11 protein-coding genes are annotated in these 16,178 nt (G+C 66.9%); 4 read left to right on the top strand and 7 right to left on the bottom strand.

From position 1 onward, the window contains the following. Window positions 1-159: 159 nt before the first annotated feature. Together ACYQ7X_RS11725 and tssH are read left to right on the top strand one after the other, a co-directional pair. Complete coding sequence (locus tag ACYQ7X_RS11725) at window positions 160-552, top strand: DUF4280 domain-containing protein (RefSeq protein WP_459697216.1); 393 nt, start codon at window positions 160-162, stop codon at window positions 550-552. Window positions 553-642: 90 nt separating this feature from the next. Then, window positions 643-3,369 carry a type VI secretion system ATPase TssH gene (gene tssH / locus ACYQ7X_RS11720; RefSeq protein WP_459697215.1) on the top strand — a complete coding sequence of 909 codons (2,727 nt, stop codon included), beginning with the start codon at window positions 643-645 and terminating at the stop codon, window positions 3,367-3,369. A 5-nt stretch (window positions 3,370-3,374) separates the two neighbouring features. Here tssH and ACYQ7X_RS11715 read toward each other — a convergent pair whose 3' ends face one another. From ACYQ7X_RS11715 to ACYQ7X_RS11685, 7 genes are all read right to left on the bottom strand, one after another. Continuing rightward, entirely contained in the window at window positions 3,375-4,445 is a 1,071-nt protein-coding gene (locus tag ACYQ7X_RS11715) for a serine/threonine-protein kinase (RefSeq protein WP_459697214.1), read from the bottom strand. Between the two features lies 1 nt (window position 4,446). After that, window positions 4,447-5,163, bottom strand: a complete 717-nt coding sequence (locus ACYQ7X_RS11710) for a PP2C family protein-serine/threonine phosphatase (protein WP_459697213.1) — start codon at window positions 5,161-5,163, stop codon at window positions 4,447-4,449. 57 nt (window positions 5,164-5,220) lie between these two features. After that, window positions 5,221-8,892 (bottom strand): type VI secretion system membrane subunit TssM, encoded by a 3,672-nt coding sequence (gene tssM / locus ACYQ7X_RS11705; RefSeq protein WP_459697212.1) that lies wholly within the window; start codon window positions 8,890-8,892, stop codon window positions 5,221-5,223. Between the two features lie 37 nt (window positions 8,893-8,929). Next, window positions 8,930-9,826, bottom strand: a complete 897-nt coding sequence (gene icmH, locus ACYQ7X_RS11700; protein WP_459697211.1) for a type IVB secretion system protein IcmH/DotU — start codon at window positions 9,824-9,826, stop codon at window positions 8,930-8,932. After that, a complete protein-coding gene (gene tssK, locus ACYQ7X_RS11695) occupies window positions 9,823-11,160 on the bottom strand; it encodes a type VI secretion system baseplate subunit TssK (RefSeq protein WP_459697210.1) in 1,338 nt (445 codons plus the stop codon). The genes icmH and tssK overlap by 4 nt, the downstream gene beginning before the upstream one ends. Before the next feature lie 90 nt (window positions 11,161-11,250). Continuing rightward, complete coding sequence (tssJ, locus tag ACYQ7X_RS11690) at window positions 11,251-11,709, bottom strand: type VI secretion system lipoprotein TssJ (protein WP_459697209.1); 459 nt, start codon at window positions 11,707-11,709, stop codon at window positions 11,251-11,253. Continuing rightward, the gene (locus ACYQ7X_RS11685; RefSeq protein WP_459697208.1) at window positions 11,706-13,358 is read right to left on the bottom strand and encodes an FHA domain-containing protein; all 1,653 of its coding nucleotides are present in this window, start codon (window positions 13,356-13,358) and stop codon (window positions 11,706-11,708) included. Before ACYQ7X_RS11685 ends, tssJ begins: the two co-directional genes overlap by 4 nt. Window positions 13,359-13,770: 412 nt before the next feature. On the opposite strand from ACYQ7X_RS11685, the gene tssD reads away from it, so the two are divergent. Both tssD and ACYQ7X_RS11675 read left to right on the top strand, forming a co-directional pair. Then, window positions 13,771-14,274, top strand: a complete 504-nt coding sequence (gene tssD, locus ACYQ7X_RS11680; RefSeq protein ID WP_459697207.1) for a type VI secretion system tube protein TssD — start codon at window positions 13,771-13,773, stop codon at window positions 14,272-14,274. Between the two features lie 140 nt (window positions 14,275-14,414). After that, window positions 14,415-16,172 (top strand): TssA family type VI secretion system protein, encoded by a 1,758-nt coding sequence (locus tag ACYQ7X_RS11675; RefSeq protein ID WP_459697206.1) that lies wholly within the window; start codon window positions 14,415-14,417, stop codon window positions 16,170-16,172. Window positions 16,173-16,178 lie beyond the last annotated feature (6 nt).

Raw genomic sequence — 16,178 nt, 5'->3', positions numbered from 1 at the left:
CGTAAAAGGCCGGCAGGATCGGGCGCGCGGCGCGCTGACGTGAGGCGGATCGGTCACCCATTGCCGCAGCTTTCGTCAAACCTCCGCTTGCCTTCTCGCTCACCATCGTTACGCTTTAGCCGCAAGCGCGCCACGGCGCCGCAAGAAGGAGGAAGCTCTATGCCCCCGGTCCTGACGCTTGGCAGCGTAGTGAAATGCGATCAGGCGCTCCCCCCCGGCATCTCCACGCTGCTCGGGCCGCCGAGCACGGCGAGCGCCACGACCATGCCGGTCGCTACAATCATGATGAACGCGCCGCTCGTGAATATCCCGACCTTCGGGATGTGCAATTCGAGCATCAACCCGACCGTGATCACCGCCACTGCCGCGGCCATGGGTGTGCATACGCCGATGCCCTGCCTGCCGGCGATCGTGGGGCCATGGGCGCCGGGGGCGAACAACACCACCATCAATTCCATTCCGGCCGCCACCAAGGACAGCAAATGCCAGTGCAGCTGGGGCGGCTCTATCTCGGTCGTTTCCACAATGGGCTTGCCGATGACGGATTCCTAAGGCTCGTACGGGCGGAATAGCCGCCACCCCCGCCGCTCACCCGCGCCGTATTCCGTGCCTTTTTCGCCCTCCTGAAAACGAGTTTTCCTCATGGCCTCCTTCGATCTGAAATCTCTCGTCGGCAAGCTCAACCCCTATTGCCGGCGCGCGCTGGAGGCTGCTGCGGGCCTCACCCTGTCGCGCAGCCACTACAATGTCGAAATCGAGCACTGGCTGCTCAAGCTCGTGGATGCCGCCGACACCGACATCCCGCTCCTGTTGCGCCATTTCGAAGTGGCGCAGGGCGAGTTCGAAAAGCAGTTGCTCCGCACGCTGGATGGGCTGCGCACCGGCAATGCGCGGGCGCCCGCCCTCTCGCCCGATCTCGTCACCATCATGCAGCAGGCCTGGCTCTTCGCCTCGCTCGAAACGGGCGCGGGCCAAATCCGCTCCGGCCATCTACTCTGGGCACTGCTCAGCGAGCCGGCGCTTGCCCGCCGTGCGCGGGAAGGCATCAAGGCGCTGGAGCGGGTGGAGCCGGACGCGATCAAGCGGGACTTCGCCGAGACCCTTAAGCTCAGCATGGAAATGCCGCTCGATACCGGCAGCGAGGCGCCGCGCGCGGCGACCGGTGGGCCTGCCGGCGGCCCAGCCCCCGGCACCAGCGGCGCACTCGGCCAATATACGATCAACCTCACCGCGCGGGCGCGCGCCGGCAAGATCGACCCCGTGCTCGGCCGCGATCTCGAAATCCGCCAAATGGTCGATATCCTCACGCGGCGGCGGCAGAACAACCCCATCCTCACCGGCGAGGCCGGGGTCGGCAAGACCGCCGTCGTCGAAGGCTTCGCGGTGCGCCTCGCGACCGGCGACGTGCCGCCGCTCTTGCGGGACGTGGAACTTCTCACCCTCGACCTCGGCCTGCTGCAAGCGGGCGCCGGGGTGAAGGGCGAGTTCGAAAATCGGCTGAAATCGGTGATCGAAGAGGTCAACGCTTCGCCGAAGCCGATCATCATCTTCATCGACGAGGCGCATACCTTGATCGGCGCCGGCGGCAGCGCAGGCCAGGGGGATGCCGCCAATTTGCTCAAGCCCGCCCTCGCCCGCGGCGAGTTGCGCACCATCGCGGCCACCACCTGGGCCGAATACAAGAAGTATTTCGAGAAGGATCCGGCGCTCGCCCGGCGCTTCCAGGTCATCAAGGTCGAAGAGCCGACCGAGCCGGTCGCCATCGCCATGATGCGCAGCATGGTGGCGCCCCTCGAAAAGCACCACAAGGTGCGTATCTTTGACGAGGCAGTTGAAGCCTCCGTCAAGCTCTCCGCCCGCTATATCCCGAGCCGGCAGTTGCCGGACAAGTCGGTCTCGCTGCTCGATACCGCTTGCGCGCGCGTCGCCATGAGCCAATCGACGATTCCGCCGTCGATCGAAGACCTCGAGCGCCGCATCCGTCTCATCGATACCGAAATCGCCATGCTGAACCGGGAGGGCGCCATCGGGCATGACCATGCCGCCCGGATCGATGGCCTCAAGGCCGAGCGCGACGTGGCGGAGACCGCGCTGGGAGGCCTGCGCACGCGATGGGAGCAGGAGAAGAAGCTCGTCGAGACGATCGGGCAACTGCGCGAGCGGATAGAGGCGCCCCCGGCTGAGGCGCCGCAGGCTGAGGCGCCGCCGACCGAACAGGATGGCGAAGAGCCGGCGACCGGCGCCGAGCCCGAAGCGAGCGCTGAGACCGAGGCCGCGCCAGAAGATCCGCATGCCGCGCTCATCGAAGCGAGCCGTGAACTGGCCGCACTCCAGGGCGAAAACCCGCTTGTCTTCCCGATCGTCGATGGCCAGGCAGTCGCCGCCATCGTCGAGAACTGGACCGGTATCCCCGCCGGGCGCATGCGGTCTGACGAGATCGCCACCATCCTCAGGCTGGAGGATAGCCTTGGCCAGCGGATCATCGGCCAGCCTCACGCGCTCTCGGCTGTCTCGGAGGCGATCCGGACCTCCCGCGCCCAGTTGACCGATCCGCGCAAGCCAATTGGCGTCTTCCTCATGGTGGGCACCTCAGGCGTCGGCAAGACCGAGACCGCGCTCGCGCTCGCCGATCTGCTTTACGGCGGCGACCAGAATGTGACGACGATCAACATGACCGAGTTCAAGGAGGAGCATAAGGTCAGCCTGCTGATGGGCAGCCCGCCCGGCTATGTCGGCTACGGCGAAGGCGGCGTGCTGACGGAGGCCGTGCGCCGTCGGCCCTATTCCGTCATCCTCCTGGACGAGATGGAGAAAGCGCATCCCGGCGTGCAGGATGTGTTTTTCCAGGTCTTCGACAAGGGCAACATGAAGGATGGCGAAGGCCGGGATATCGACTTCAAGAACACCGTCATCATCATGACCTCGAATGCCGGCACCGATCTCATCACCCGTGCTTTCGCCGACCCCGAGAACCTGCCGAGCGCCGGGCAGCTGGCGGAACTGCTGCAGCCGGAACTGATGAACTACTTCAAGCCGGCCTTCCTCGGCCGGGTGACGCTGGTGCCCTACTTCCCGCTTTCGTCCGAAAATATCGCCAAGATCGCGGCGCTTCAGCTCGGCCGCATCCGCAAGCGCGTCGCGGCAGCCTATAAGGCTCGCTTCGAATTCGAGCCTGAGGTGGTGGATCTCATCGTTTCGCGCTGCACCGAAAGCTCCTCCGGCGCGCGCAATATCGAGAAGATCCTCTCCCGCACCGTGCTGCCCGAACTCTCCTCCGAGGTGCTGGCGCGGCTTGCCGATGGCCAGGCGATCAGCGCGGTTTCGGTGGGCGTCGGGGAAGACGGGATGTTCACCTACGAGGTCCGCTGACCCCTTCAGAGCGGCAGGCGAAGCGCGCGCAGGAAGGCGTCCATCTCCTGCCAGCGCTCGCGCCGCCAGGGGCTGAGCGCTTTGTGCAGCGCGCGGCGCGCAGCGCGGGAGAGACCGTCGGGCAACTGCGGCTCCTGCGGCGCCGCGCCTGCCGCCTCCACGCCCGCGAAGGGATAGCGCCCGAGCATCTCGCAGATCATGACGGCGAAGGAGAAGATATCGTCCGTCGGGTCGGCGCCTTGGCCGGCGAGGCGCTCGGGGCTCGCATAGCGGGGGGTAACCTCGATCGGCTCCTCCTCGCTCCCCGGCATCCAGCGCCCTTCGAAGAGATGCGGCAGAACCGCGACGGCGCTGAGGTCGATAAGCTTCGCCCGCCCATCCTCCGCCACCAGCACATTCGCCGGCTTTACGTCGCCATGGATGCGGTGCTGAGCGTGAACAAAGGCGAGCGCCTCGCCGATCTGCTCGATGATCCCGGTGCTCAGGCGGCGGTCTTCGGTCGCGCGCTGCGCGATGAGCGCCTTGAGGCTGGCACCCGGCACATAATCCATCACCGCGAAGACATGCCGCCCTTCCCGCGCCACATCATGGATAGCGAGGATCGCCGGATGCGCGAGCGCCTGCGCCTGCCGCCATTCGGCGAAGAGACGGCGCACGGTCTGCTCGGTCCCCGCATCGCCGAGCTTGATGGCGACGGCGGCGGGCGCCCCGGCTTCCAGCCGCACGAGATCGAGGGCTTTGAAGACCGCCCCCCGCCCGCCTGCGCCCAGCGCCTCTGTCAGGATGAAGCGGGGGCTGAGCCGCGCCGGCAGGGCGGCCTCCCGCAGGTAGGGGCCGACTGGCAGGCCCGGCAGCCGCGGCGCCAGCGCCCGCAGCAGATCGAGCGCAAGCGGGAGCGGCATTTCCCGCCGCTCAAGCAGGATGGAGACCGCCCCGGCCAGCCGCGCCGCCTGCGCGGGATCGATGGCACCGGCACCGGCCGTCGCACCGGCCTCGGCGGTGCCGCCGAGGAGAGCGAGGATGCGCGCGGCGAGCGCCTCTCCCGGCTCTGCGCGCGGGGCAGTGTCGGTCGCCATCTCAGGCGGCGCGCCCGGCCGCACGCGGCTCGATCGCGATAAAGGTGGTATCGTCCGACGCGCCCCGCCGGGCGATATCCTGCCACACGGCTTCGACGATCCGCTCCACCGGCCGGCTGAGATGCCGCGCGATCTCCTCCTCGGAGAAATGCTTGTAGAAGCCATCGGTGCAGAGGAGCAGGCGATCCCCGGGCGTGAGGGCGAGCTCCTTGGTGGCGATGCTGAGGCCGGGCTGCGCGCCAATCGCCTGCGTGAGCATTTGCCGCGGCCGGGGCGGCGCCTCGGGCTCGGCCGGGTCCACCCATGGCACGAGGCGGGCGTGATCCTCGGTGAGCTGATGCAGCGCCCGATCCCGCAGGAGATAGGCGCGCGAATCCCCGACCCAGAAAAGCCGGGCCTCCGCCCCCTCGATGACGAGCCCGGCGACCGTACATCCGACGATGCCGGGCGGCTGCAATCCGGCGCCGAGCGCCACGAGGCTGCGGTTCACCCCCGCGAGCTTGCGTAAGATCTGCTGTCGCCGATCACCCCGCGCACCCGGCTCCGGCTCCAACTCCGGCGTGCGGATGGCGCCGCCGATCGCCTCAATCGCCAGGCGGCTCGCCTCGCCGCCCCGCGCATGGCCGCCCATCCCGTCGGCCACCGCCCAGGCGGCGATCGCCGGCCAGTCGAGATAGGCGTCCTCATTGCCGCGGCTTTTCGAGCGACGGCCTGACATCGAAAGGCAAGCGGACCGCCAGGAGAGCCGCGCGCCGCTCATGGCGATCCGCCGGCCTCAGTTGAACCGCGGGCAGGTGAAGCCGACCACCGTCGTCGGGTCGAAAGCGCTTTGCAGGCTGCCGGTGCTGAGCACATAGCTCGCCTTCAGCGTATCGAGCGTCATGGCGATCTTCTGCGAACTGCTACTGCCGAAACCGCGCGCCAGATTGCCATAGACGAAGCGGAACAAGCCCCAATCGCCCTGGAAGGAAGTGGTGTCGGTATTGCCTTTCACGCTCGTCACCGAAAAGTCGAGGCCAGGATCGCCATTGGTCACCGGCCAGGTGAGGTTCCAGGTCGGCGGCGGCTGGTGCTGATAGACGTAGCTATTGCCGCCATAGGTGATCGTATCGTTGAAGGCATCCGGATCGAGGTGATGCGGCGTGACCGTGAAGCTCATGCCGAACTGGCCGTTCTGGAAGAAGGCGGCGCGGATGCGCTGCGCCTGCTGGAAGGAGGCGAGCGTGCCGGCGCTGATGAGCAGCGAGGCACTGCCGCCGATGCCGGAACCGATGCCGAGCGGCTGCAGCACCGTGGTGTAGAACGTGTCCATCGTGCCGCCGGGCTTGAAGAAGTTCTGGAAGTCCTGCAGCGCGACATCGGCGGAGGAACGGCTATCGAAGGGATAGCGTCCGGCGAGCCGCGCGGCGCAGGTGCCGCCATCCGCCTGGCGCCAACTCATGCTGATATATTGGCCCGTGAGGTCGGCGAGGATTGCCGAGGTCGAATCGGCCACCTGCCGCACGATCGTGCTGATCGGCGCCGGATAGGCGGGCGCCTGGGTGAGGATGACCGAGAGCGCGTTGCCGACGGCGCCGCTGGTCTGCGCCTTGAGCAGATTATAGGCGGCGAATTGCGGGTTGGGCGCGGCGGCCACACCCTGCAAGAGGCTGTAGGCGCCGGCGATGAGGCTGCGCACCTGATCCATGGGCGCTCCTCCAGGCGCGGCCCCAGCCCCCGCCCCGGCGGGTGCGGCCGCCGCGGCACCAGCCGTCCCCCCCGCCTGATTGCCGGAGAGCGCGATGATCGGCGCGAAATGCGTTTGAATTGCCGCACCGGGCCAGGTTGTGAAGACACTCGTGGATGAGCCGAGCGCATTGGCCGCGGCGGTGCCGAGGGTCTTGGCGGCCGTGGCCGTGCCGCCCGCCGCCGCCCCGCCGGCACTGCCGCCACCAGCGGCCGCGGCGCCAGCCTGGCCACCGCCGACGAGGCTGCTGGCCGCACTCAACAACGAACCGCCAGAACTCGCCGCTGGCTGGACAAGATTGGTGTTGTTGGCAACCGCATTGACGAGCTTGGAAAGCGGCGAATCCGGCCCCGAAAGCGTGCTGAGGGAATCGATCGCCGTCATCAGATCCGGCGCCTGGCGCAGTTGCAGACCGGCGATGACGCCATCCCATTGCCGAATATAGTCCGCGGCATAGAGGCTCGCCACCTGGTCGAGCAGATTGGGCCCGATGCCGCTGGCCGAGAGGGGGGAAGGCCCGAGTACCCAGCTATCGCGTGAGAGCGCGGCCGCCTGTTGCGGCAGCTTGCGCAGGATATAGGTATCGAAGCCCTGCCGGGTATAGAAGCCCGGCACTTGGATATTGAGCCCGGCCGCCCCGCTGGCGGAAAGCGAAAGCGCCGCCCCAGGCCCCAGCGCCACCGCCCGCTGGAAGGGCGGCAGGCTCGGGTCTGCGGCTGCCTGAACCTGCAGCTGGGCATAGACGCTTGCCGCCGTGGGCAATTCGGTGAGCTGCTGCCGGGCGGCTGCGATCAGCCCCTGGTCGAGCTGGATATTGCGCGGCAGGTATTTCAGCAATTCATCGAGATGCTGGCCGAGCGCGGCCTTGGTATCGGACGAGAGATAATAATCCCGCTGCCAATCGGCCAAGGTCCAGTTGCGCACCGTCTGGGCGTTGAAATGGTTCGGATCGTTCAGCATCAGATAGGCGGTAAGCGTCGAGAGCAGGGAGGCGCTGTCCCCGCTCAGGATCGCCGCGTTCATGGTCGTCTCCATGTCGTAGACGATCCGCGGCAGAAAGACGTGTTTGAGCAGGCGCTCGTACATCGCCCGCCCGGCGTTGCTCACCGAATGGTGTCCGAAACCGTGCGACAGGCTCTCAGCGAAGGAGATGACGGTACCGGCCCAGCCCTGGTAATCCTCGGTGATCGCGCGGCCGAGGTTGAGGACGAAGACCTCGCTCTCCCACGAAGCGTTCTGCGAGAGGGAGTTGCGCGCGCTGAGCAAGGTCAGGGAATCGTTCCGCACTTTGACCATGCGGCTTTCGATGACATCCGCCCCCCAATTCTGCAGGATGCCGACGAGCACGAGCAGCAGGGCCGCAGCGCCCATGCCGATGAGGCTGCGTCGGGTGCGCCGCTTCTCCAACTGACGGTCGAAGCTCGCCAAGCCGCTTTCCGGCAGGATGAAATCCCGAATGAAGCGGGCAAGGAAGAAGCTCGCATCCCCGCTCTGTGCCGCAACGACGGCGGGCGCCGCGACACCGAGGCCGGCGGTCAGCCGCCCGGTCGCCATATCGACCGCCTGCGGCGCCTGCAGCGCGCTCGTCAGAAATACGCCGCGGCACAGCGGCGCCGCCTCGAAGCGGGAGGCGCGGAAGATCTCCCGGAACAGATCCGAGAAGCGTGGCAGGATATAGCGCAGCTGCTCGGGGAATTCGAAGATGCGGAGGCGGCGGCTGACATCATGCTCCACCCGCAGCCGCTCGTTCCGCCGGTCACCCACATCGCTCACGATCTGGCCGAAGGCACTGTCCATCGTGCGCACGGCCTCGATATCCTGAAACTCGATATCCGTGGGCAGCACACCGCCCCAGGCGGCGGCGCGATCCTCGTCGGACAGCGCGCTCATGCTCTCGGCGAAACCCGAAACGGCGTCGGTCTTGGTCACGACGATATAGACCGGCAGGCGGGTCCCGAGGCGATGGAACATCTCCTGCAGCCGCGCCCGCAGCGTAGTTGCGAGGCCGCGCCGCTCCCGCAGGCTCAACGCCAGCATCTCCTCCATGCTGAGCGCGAGGATCACCCCGCGGAGGGGACGGCGGGGATGCTGCTCCTTGATGAGCGACATAAGGCTGGTCCAGCCAAGCAGATGCTCGGGCGATTCCGGCGGGGCGAGATAGCCGCCGGCGAGTTCCAGGAAGACCCCGTCTTCCGAAACCCACCAACTACACCGATCCACCGTGCGGAGTTCGGAGACCGTCATGTCCTCGGGCTGGATGACGAAATCGAGCCCGCTTTGCCGCAGCATGCTCGATTTGCCGGAGGCATGTGTGCCGATCACCGCATACCAAGGCAGGTCCGACCCGCGTAGCCGCTCCCGCCCCTGGCCGAAACTCAGGCGGTTCACCTCCTCCGCCCGGCGCAGGAAGGAATCCCGCAAGTCAGGATCGAATTCGGTGATCGCCTGCTGATCACGCTTGCCGAGCCGCTCGGCGCGGGCGAGATCCCGCCGCCGTTTCCAGGCCGCCCAGAGCAGGCGCAGCGAGCCCTGGAAGATCACCAGGATCGTGAGGGTCACGAGAAGAACGGTGATCAGCACCCGTGTCAGCAGCAACCCGAAAGGCACGAAGCCGCCCATATCGAGCTTCGGCCCGAGCCACCACAGTGTCACCAAAAGGGCTGCGAGCAGCAGCAGGATGATCACGGTCCGGATGGAGAGGATCTGGCGAAGCGGGTTCATCAGGCGAACGCTCCGGGGCGGAGGCTAAGCTGCACGATCACGGCGCGACATCGGGGCTTTGCGGCGCGCCGGGCACCACCGGCACGGAGGCGGCGTCGGGCTGCGGCCCCTGATCGGCCTTGAGGGGGAAGGTGCGCTGGATCTCTTCCATCAGCAGGATGGAGGAATTAGCGCGCTGATCAAGGGTCGCCGACCAGAGCCCGACTGAAATGACGATGAGCACGCCGGCGATGGTGAAGCTGACCCAGGGCGGCACGTAGAAGGCACTTTGCGCCTGCGCCGTCACCGGTCGGGCGGAGAGGTGGCGGGCCTGGTTGCGCAGGCTGCGCGGCCGCTCGATCTGGCGGGCGATATCGGAGCGCAGCTCTTCGAGTTGCAGCCGACCGTTGTTAATGACGTGGTAGCGCCCCTCGAAGCCGAGCGAGAGAATGAAGAGCGCGAGTTGCAGAAGGTCGGCATAGCGCTCGGGGTCTTGCCGCAGGCGGTCGATGAGGATGAAGGCCTTGTCCCCGCCCCAGCTCTCGTTATGGAAGGAGACGAGCAGACTCATCTTGCTCCAATCCTTCTCGCCCACCGCTGCCGCGGTCGCGATCGTTTCATCGAGCGCGCAGCAGAGAAGATAGCGCGCGGCGACGATATCGTCGGTCTTGGCTTGCTTTTCCGCCGCCTGCTGCTCGAAGGCGCGGATCGCGGCGATCATGTTGTGGCGCAGCACGCTGATGTCTGGCGTCGCGTTCAGCCGGCGGAAGGCGAGGATGGAGGCGAGCAGCGGCATCGCCGCCTGGGTGATCGGCGCATCGCCGAGAACGGAAGGCAGCACGCGACCGACATCCTCGCCAAGCTCCGCCTGGGGGGCCGCATTGCTGACGGGATCGGGCCGCCAGATGATCGTCGGGTCGTCATCGAGCGGCTGGGCGGTCGGCGGCCTGCTCATTTGGCTCCATCCCTGATCGCCCAGAACTCCATTCGAAGCCCGGGATAATCACCGCTGACATGCAGGGCGAAGGCGGCGGAACTCCGCAGTTGCGGCCAGGACTGGCCGGATTTCTCCAGCTGGAGATAGACGGCATCGGCCCGGTAGGGCAATTCCCGCGGCACGACCGGCAGCGGCAGCAGCTTGATGCCGGGCAACTGCAACTGCGTCAGTTCCCGGATCTGCTCGATCGGCCCCACCTTGAACTGGCTGGGTGCGCGGCTGCGCAGAACTTCGGGATGCACATCCGCGCCGACCGACAGGATGAAGCGGGCATCATCGAGCAGGGAGCGGTCGGTGATGGGGGAGACCCAGATGCCGAACTTGCTCGCCTGCAAGGGCAGCGCGATCGCGCCCTGGGTTTCGAGGCTGAGGAGGGCCGAGCGGATCATGCGCAGCAGCGGCTGCAGGCAGGCCATCAGGCCAAGATGGTCGTAGGGCGCGAAATCGGGCGGCTGGCGGGCGGGTGCGAGGAAGGCGCTGAAATCCCCCGCCATCTGCAACAGATCACGGTAGAAGGTCTCTGGATGCGTGCCGGGGAAGCGGCCGTAGTGGTCGAGCAGCGGCAGGTAGCGGTTGCAGGTTTGCAACATCAGGAAGTCGATGAGGGCAGCCGTATAGTTCTGGGAGCGGAGCGGATCGCTCTCCCCCGACAGGGCGCGGCTTTTGGATTTGAGCAGGCTCTCCAACTCGTTCAGAAAACCGATCAGGGCGGTGCTCGCATGCATGTCGAGTACGGGAGGGATATAGTCCCGGTCGAGCCGGATGCCTTCATGGCAATCGGCGATGCGGGCGATCGGCATGGTCACGAAATTCGCCGGCTGATCGCCTTCGAGGAAGAGCTGGGCATTGGGCACGGCGATGGTGAGATCCTGCCGCTCCGAATTCGACTGCGTGACGTCCCGCGCCGCCAGCGTGACTTCGGTGAAGCGGATACGGCTATCTCCGGCAGCGACCTCCATCCCGTCGCCCACGCTCAGCGGCACGCCGATCAGGACCAGCTTGTCCCGCGTACCGTTCGGCACCGTCAGCACATTGGCGCCCGCCACACCCTGCGGCAGCGTGAGCACCAAGCCATCGGGCATGATCGCGCGGCAGGCTTGAATGACGAATTTGCCGAGCGCGAGCGCACTCGTATCGAGCGTGAGCGTCTGCAATCCCCAGCCAGCCGGTTGCAGGACAGAGGCGCGGGCATGGATCTGGCTATCCACGTAGCGCCCCAGTTGCTGGAAGTGCTGCGGGCGCATGAACATCCCCTGCCGCCAAAGCGGCCGGCCTGTCAGGGTATCGCTCATCGCGGCCGCTTCACGATGCATACGCCAAAGCGGCGCACGCCGGCCGCGCAGGCTTTCTCACCGTCTCGCCCAAATGCAAGCTCCGTCCCCCTACCCATGGCCATAACTTAGCGCGAGGCGCCCTGCCACCAGGCGAATACGGTTGGAGCCGCGCATATTAATCTTCCGTGTCAGCCGCCAGCTTGCATTATTGATCTGGCGATAGCCCGCGACAATGCCGAGATAGGCGGTCTGGCTCGTCAGGTTCCGCCGGATGGTCGCCTTCTTCTGCCCCGGCACCAGCTGGAGGGAGAAGGTGTTGAGCAGATCACTCTTGAGCGTGTCGTTTGCCGAATAGAACAGCTGGTTGAAGGTTGCCGCTTCAAAGGCATCCGGATCGGTCAGTTCGAAGAATTTCAACACCATCGGCGACGGGGCATTGGAATTGCTCGGGTTAAGCTGAGGGTCGGCATCGACCGTGAGGTTGAGCGTCGTGGGCGACGGGCCAAAGCAGCCACTGAGCGCGGTGAGGGAGACAAGCAGCGCAGTGCGGCGGCCGTAAGCCTTCATCGGCTTCCTCCGCCCGCCGGCTGATCGGGCCGTGCCGCGTCCTGCGCTTCATCCAGAAGGGCATCGAAATTGGCTTCGTAGAGCGCCCAGGCGCGCGCCGGTGTCGCCCGATGGCGAGGATCAAGCTTCCAGCGCAGCATCAGCCTGGCGGGGTCCATCACCCGGGGGTCCACCACCACCGCGCGCGTGCTGCCCCGCGCCACGCCACGCTGCTGGCGTAGCCGCCGGATCACCTGCCGAACGGCATGCTCGATCGCACCGGGGCGATAATCGGCCGCAGCGACGAGTTCGCTAAGCGCGAGGCCGCCGGTCGGGAGTTCGCCGAAGACGCTGCTGGGCCCTTGCGCACCCTCGTGGCTGACTTCGACGAGATAGTCGCAGAGCGCGGAGAGCGCCCGGCCGAGATCATAGGCGGTCGCTGCCGGCATGGCGGCATCGCGCTGCGGCAGGCCGATGCCGATGCCGCGCAGGAAGGCGGCATCGGGCGGGATGCCGGCCTCGGAAGGGGAGGCAGGCTCCACCCAGGCCGGCAGAGCCGCCGTACGTTCGCCGAGGCTGGGCGAGGCCGGCTGGTAAGGTGCCTGGTAGGCGGCCGACGCGATCGCACCCCCAGCCCCGGCGGGCCGGCTCGGCTCGGAGGCTGGCGCGGCGGCGGCGGCCCAAGGCCAATCGCCGGGCGCAATGTCAGGCGGCGACGGCGGCGGCGGCGAAGATTGCGCTCGCGAAAATTGCGGCTCTGCCGTCGCTTCGCTCGGCGCGGCCGGCATCGGTGCCATCGGCGGGGCGGATGGGGGCGCCGAGGCAACGAGCGGGTCCGTCGGCGCCTGAAAATCGGTCTGCGGCGGTTGGTACGGACGGCCGCTGAGCAGCGCCATCAGCGGCCCGTCCTCGCCGAGATCCGTTACCGGATCAAACTCCGCAGAGCGCCCGGAGAGCGGCCGCGTCTGATTCGGATCGCGATCACCCAAGACGACGATCGGGGGCGGCAAGTCTGCCGATTGCGGGCCGGGCGGCGGCGGTGCCGGATCATAGGGCCTGGCCCCGGCTGACACGCCCCCCTGCTGCGGCAGCGGAGTGGCCGAGGATGCCGGCGGGGCTGCGGGCAAAGCCCCCCCGGGGGCTCCGCCGCCCGGCGTCAGCAAGCCCCCGAGACGCGCCTCCCACTCATCGGAAAGCGCATCCCGGCCGGCCGTCCATGGGGTTGAGGATGCCTGATCAACAGAAGCACCCGGGCGGGCGGGCGGGCTGAGCGGTGGCAGCGGCGGCGCTGAGACCGGGGGATGATCCTGGGCGGCGGGCGGATTGGGCGCTCCTGAAGCGGGAAGCACGGCCGATATTTCCTCCACAACGATATCCTGGCGCCCGATGCGCAGATGATCCTTGAGCTTGAGCGACTGCCGCGCCGCCGGATCGGGCGGCAAGGTCTGCCCACCCAATTGTAGCCCGTTACGCCCGAGAACCGTGATATAGAATACGCCCTGTTCGAAAGAGAGGCGGGCATGTTCCTTCGATGTAATTCGTTCAGGATCGTCTAAAACGAGCGCACAATGCGCGCCACGACCGATAAGCCCGCCGGAGGGGCCAAACCGAACGGCCTGGCCGCCTTGCCCGCCCGCTCGCAGGACAACGAAGGCGCCTGTCTCAGACAAAGCCGCACTCCCTCATGTCCGCCCCCACCTTGCGCATCCCGGCCGCATGGAGAGCCCCGGGGCGCGAAGCCTGCTCCTTCAACCACTTGCTTCTCAATAGAGGATGATCGGAGCCTTGCGAAGCCCCCGCGGCAAGACCGTGGCGGCGCCTTACGACGCCACGGGAGCGCCTGTCGCGGCAGCCGCACCGCAGCACCTCGGTGCCACAAAATAATCATTTTCAATTTGTCCAGACAGGGCTACGGATGGGTGACACGCATTCCATGCGCACCCGGAACATTGCCTATTTTGTAATCCCCCCTTCGTTTTTCTTTTGGGAGATTTGGGCTAGTTGTTTCTCAGGCGCAGAGAACGACAGAGCTAGAAGCAAGGCGCCAACAATACTTGTGACAGGAGAATAGAAATGCCCACAATGGCCTATATGTCGATCAATGGTAAGACCCAAGGCAACATCACGAAGGAAGCGAATACCGCGACCAGCGTGGGTGGCTTCTACCAGTCGGTCAATCCGGACACCGTGCAGGTTCTGCGCTATGAGTCCGGCCTGACGGTGCCGACCGATCCGCTGAGCCAGCAGCCCGCCGGCCAGCGCCAGCACATGCCGGTGAAGGTCGTCGCCCCGATTTCCAAGGCCTGGCCGCTGGTCTGCCAGGCGACCGCGACCGGCGAGAGCTGCACGATCGAGGTGTTGCTGTATCGCACCAATGCGGCCGGCCAGCAGGAGAACTACGGCAACATCAAGTATACCGACTGCGTGATCATCGGCTCCGAGTTCGGCTTCAGCCACGTCCTCATGGAAGACAACAAGCCGCTTGGCCATGAGCACGAGATCACCTTCACCTATGCCGAAGTGGAGTGGAACCACACCTCCGGCGGCACCTCGGCCGGCGACAACTGGCGCAAGCCGGTCAGCTAAGCCTTCGCGAACAAGTGGGCCGCGCTTCGGCGCGGCCTTTTTGCTGTCCGCTTCCCCGCAACCGGAGGGGGAGCAAGTGGGTGGCGACCTTGAAGAAACCTCTTCCAGGCGCCGGGCGCCGAGATTAAAGTCCGCCACCCATGCCGCTTGATGCTTCAGCTGATCCGCGCCTCCTGCTTGGCCAGACGCCGATCCCGGGCGATGCGCCTGCGGGCGTTTCCGTGCGCGACCAGCCTGGGTTCGAGGAACTCGAAGCGCAGATCCATATTCTGGAACGCTCTGGCCCGATGGCGGTGGATTGGACCATCATCATCGAGCGTTCGACGAAGATCCTCGAGACGCAGTCGAAGGATCTTCTGGTCGCAGCCTATCTCGCCTTCGCCCTCTGGCGCCGCAGCGCCCTGCCCGGCCTCACGACCGGCCTCGTTATCCTGAGCGATATCGTCACCCTTTACTGGGAGACGGCGGAGCCTCCGGCACGGCGCATTCGTGGCCGCGTTTCGATCTTCGAATGGCTCGTCGGCCGCCTCGGCCCGACGCTCGCGAGCGAGCTTGCTGATCTGCCGGCAACGCCCGATGCCATCCGCGCGCGGGATGCGCTGTCTGCGATCGACGCAGTGCTGGAGGAGAAGCTCGGCCCGGCGGCGCCAAGCCTTGGGGAACTGACCCGGCCGCTCCGCAGCCTGGCCGAACGGGCGGAGGCGGAAGCCGCGGCTCTCGCCGCAAAAGCCGCAGCCGAAGCGGCCGCAGCGGAAAGCGCCGCGGCGGCGGCCAGCGCGGCGGCCACCACAGCGGCCGGCACGGCCGCGACGGCCGCGACGGCCGCGGCCGATGCCGGCACCGCTTCTGCTGCAGCGCAAAACGCGACCGGCGCACAAGCGGCCCAAGCGGCAACCTCCGTCGCCCCGCCCGCTGCCGCCCCGCCGCCGGCGGCACCAGCCATCGCGCTGCCCGCTACCCCCGCCGCCTCGCCCGATCTCGAACGCGCGGTCTTCGCCGGGCGGGATTGGCTGCGCAGCTTCGCCCTCTCGCTGTTGGCCGCGGATTTGCGCGATCACCGCGGCTGGGTTCTGCTCGCCGAAGCGACTTGGCTCTTTGTCACCGCGCTGCCGCCCAACCGGGGTGGGCAGACGGAACTGCCCCGACCGCGCGAGGAGCAGGTCAACGACCTGCTGAGCCGCCGCTCTGACCCTCGCGCCTTCATTACGGTGGCCACGCAATATTGCTCTGGCGAAGGCCTCTTCTGGCTTGAGGGCCAGTATCTCATCTCACAGGCGCTCGCGGCACTCGGCCCGGATATGGCGGAGACCGCCGCGAGCCACGGCCGTTCCGTGGCCCTGGCGCTGGCCCCGCTGCAAGGCTTGGACAAGCTGTCCTATGCAGACGGCACGCCGTTCATGAGCGATGCCGCCCGTGCCTGGCTCGATGCGCAAGCGGCGAGCGGTGGCGAGGGCGGCGGTGGCGGCGGCAGTGGTGGGCTCGATCTGCCCTGGAAGCAGGCGGCAGCGCGCGCGCAGGAATTGCTTAGCCTTTCGAAACCAGACGAGGCGTATCAGGTTCTTGCCAAAGGTGCCGAGGGCAGCCAGGGGGAAGCACGTGCCCGCTGGCTTTTCGAAGCGCTGAGGCTTGCCGTGCGTAGCAAGGATGCGGTTTTCGGCCTGGCGCTCGCCCGGCGGCTGACCGCCCTCGTGCGCGATCATCGCCTTGCTGAATGGAACCCGGATTTTGCCGCGGATATCCTGGAACAGGCCATCCTTTGCCTGATGCTCCAGGAAGCCGCTTACGCTTTTCCTCTTGCGGAGAGGCAGACCTTGCTCTCCGAATGGTCTATAGAACTCAGCGCGCTCGCTATCGGCCGCGCCCGAGATGCCTTGAAGAGTACGCTTCCCACCTCGTAAGGAACC

The sequence above is a fragment of the Acidisoma sp. C75 genome, assembly GCF_054665095.1.
This window is presented reverse-complemented; position numbering and strand designations above follow the sequence as displayed.

Coding starts and splice junctions, on each gene's coding strand:
- ACYQ7X_RS11725 (WP_459697216.1), top strand. CDS start 160: ATGCCCCCGGTCCTGACGCTTGGCAGCGTAGTGAAATGCGATCAGGCG.
- tssH (WP_459697215.1), top strand. CDS start 643: ATGGCCTCCTTCGATCTGAAATCTCTCGTCGGCAAGCTCAACCCCTAT.
- ACYQ7X_RS11715 (WP_459697214.1), bottom strand. CDS start 4,445: ATGGCGACCGACACTGCCCCGCGCGCAGAGCCGGGAGAGGCGCTCGCC.
- ACYQ7X_RS11710 (WP_459697213.1), bottom strand. CDS start 5,163: ATGTCAGGCCGTCGCTCGAAAAGCCGCGGCAATGAGGACGCCTATCTC.
- tssM (WP_459697212.1), bottom strand. CDS start 8,892: ATGAACCCGCTTCGCCAGATCCTCTCCATCCGGACCGTGATCATCCTG.
- icmH (WP_459697211.1), bottom strand. CDS start 9,826: ATGAGCAGGCCGCCGACCGCCCAGCCGCTCGATGACGACCCGACGATC.
- tssK (WP_459697210.1), bottom strand. CDS start 11,160: ATGAGCGATACCCTGACAGGCCGGCCGCTTTGGCGGCAGGGGATGTTC.
- tssJ (WP_459697209.1), bottom strand. CDS start 11,709: ATGAAGGCTTACGGCCGCCGCACTGCGCTGCTTGTCTCCCTCACCGCG.
- tssD (WP_459697207.1), top strand. CDS start 13,771: ATGGCCTATATGTCGATCAATGGTAAGACCCAAGGCAACATCACGAAG.
- ACYQ7X_RS11675 (WP_459697206.1), top strand. CDS start 14,415: ATGCCGCTTGATGCTTCAGCTGATCCGCGCCTCCTGCTTGGCCAGACG.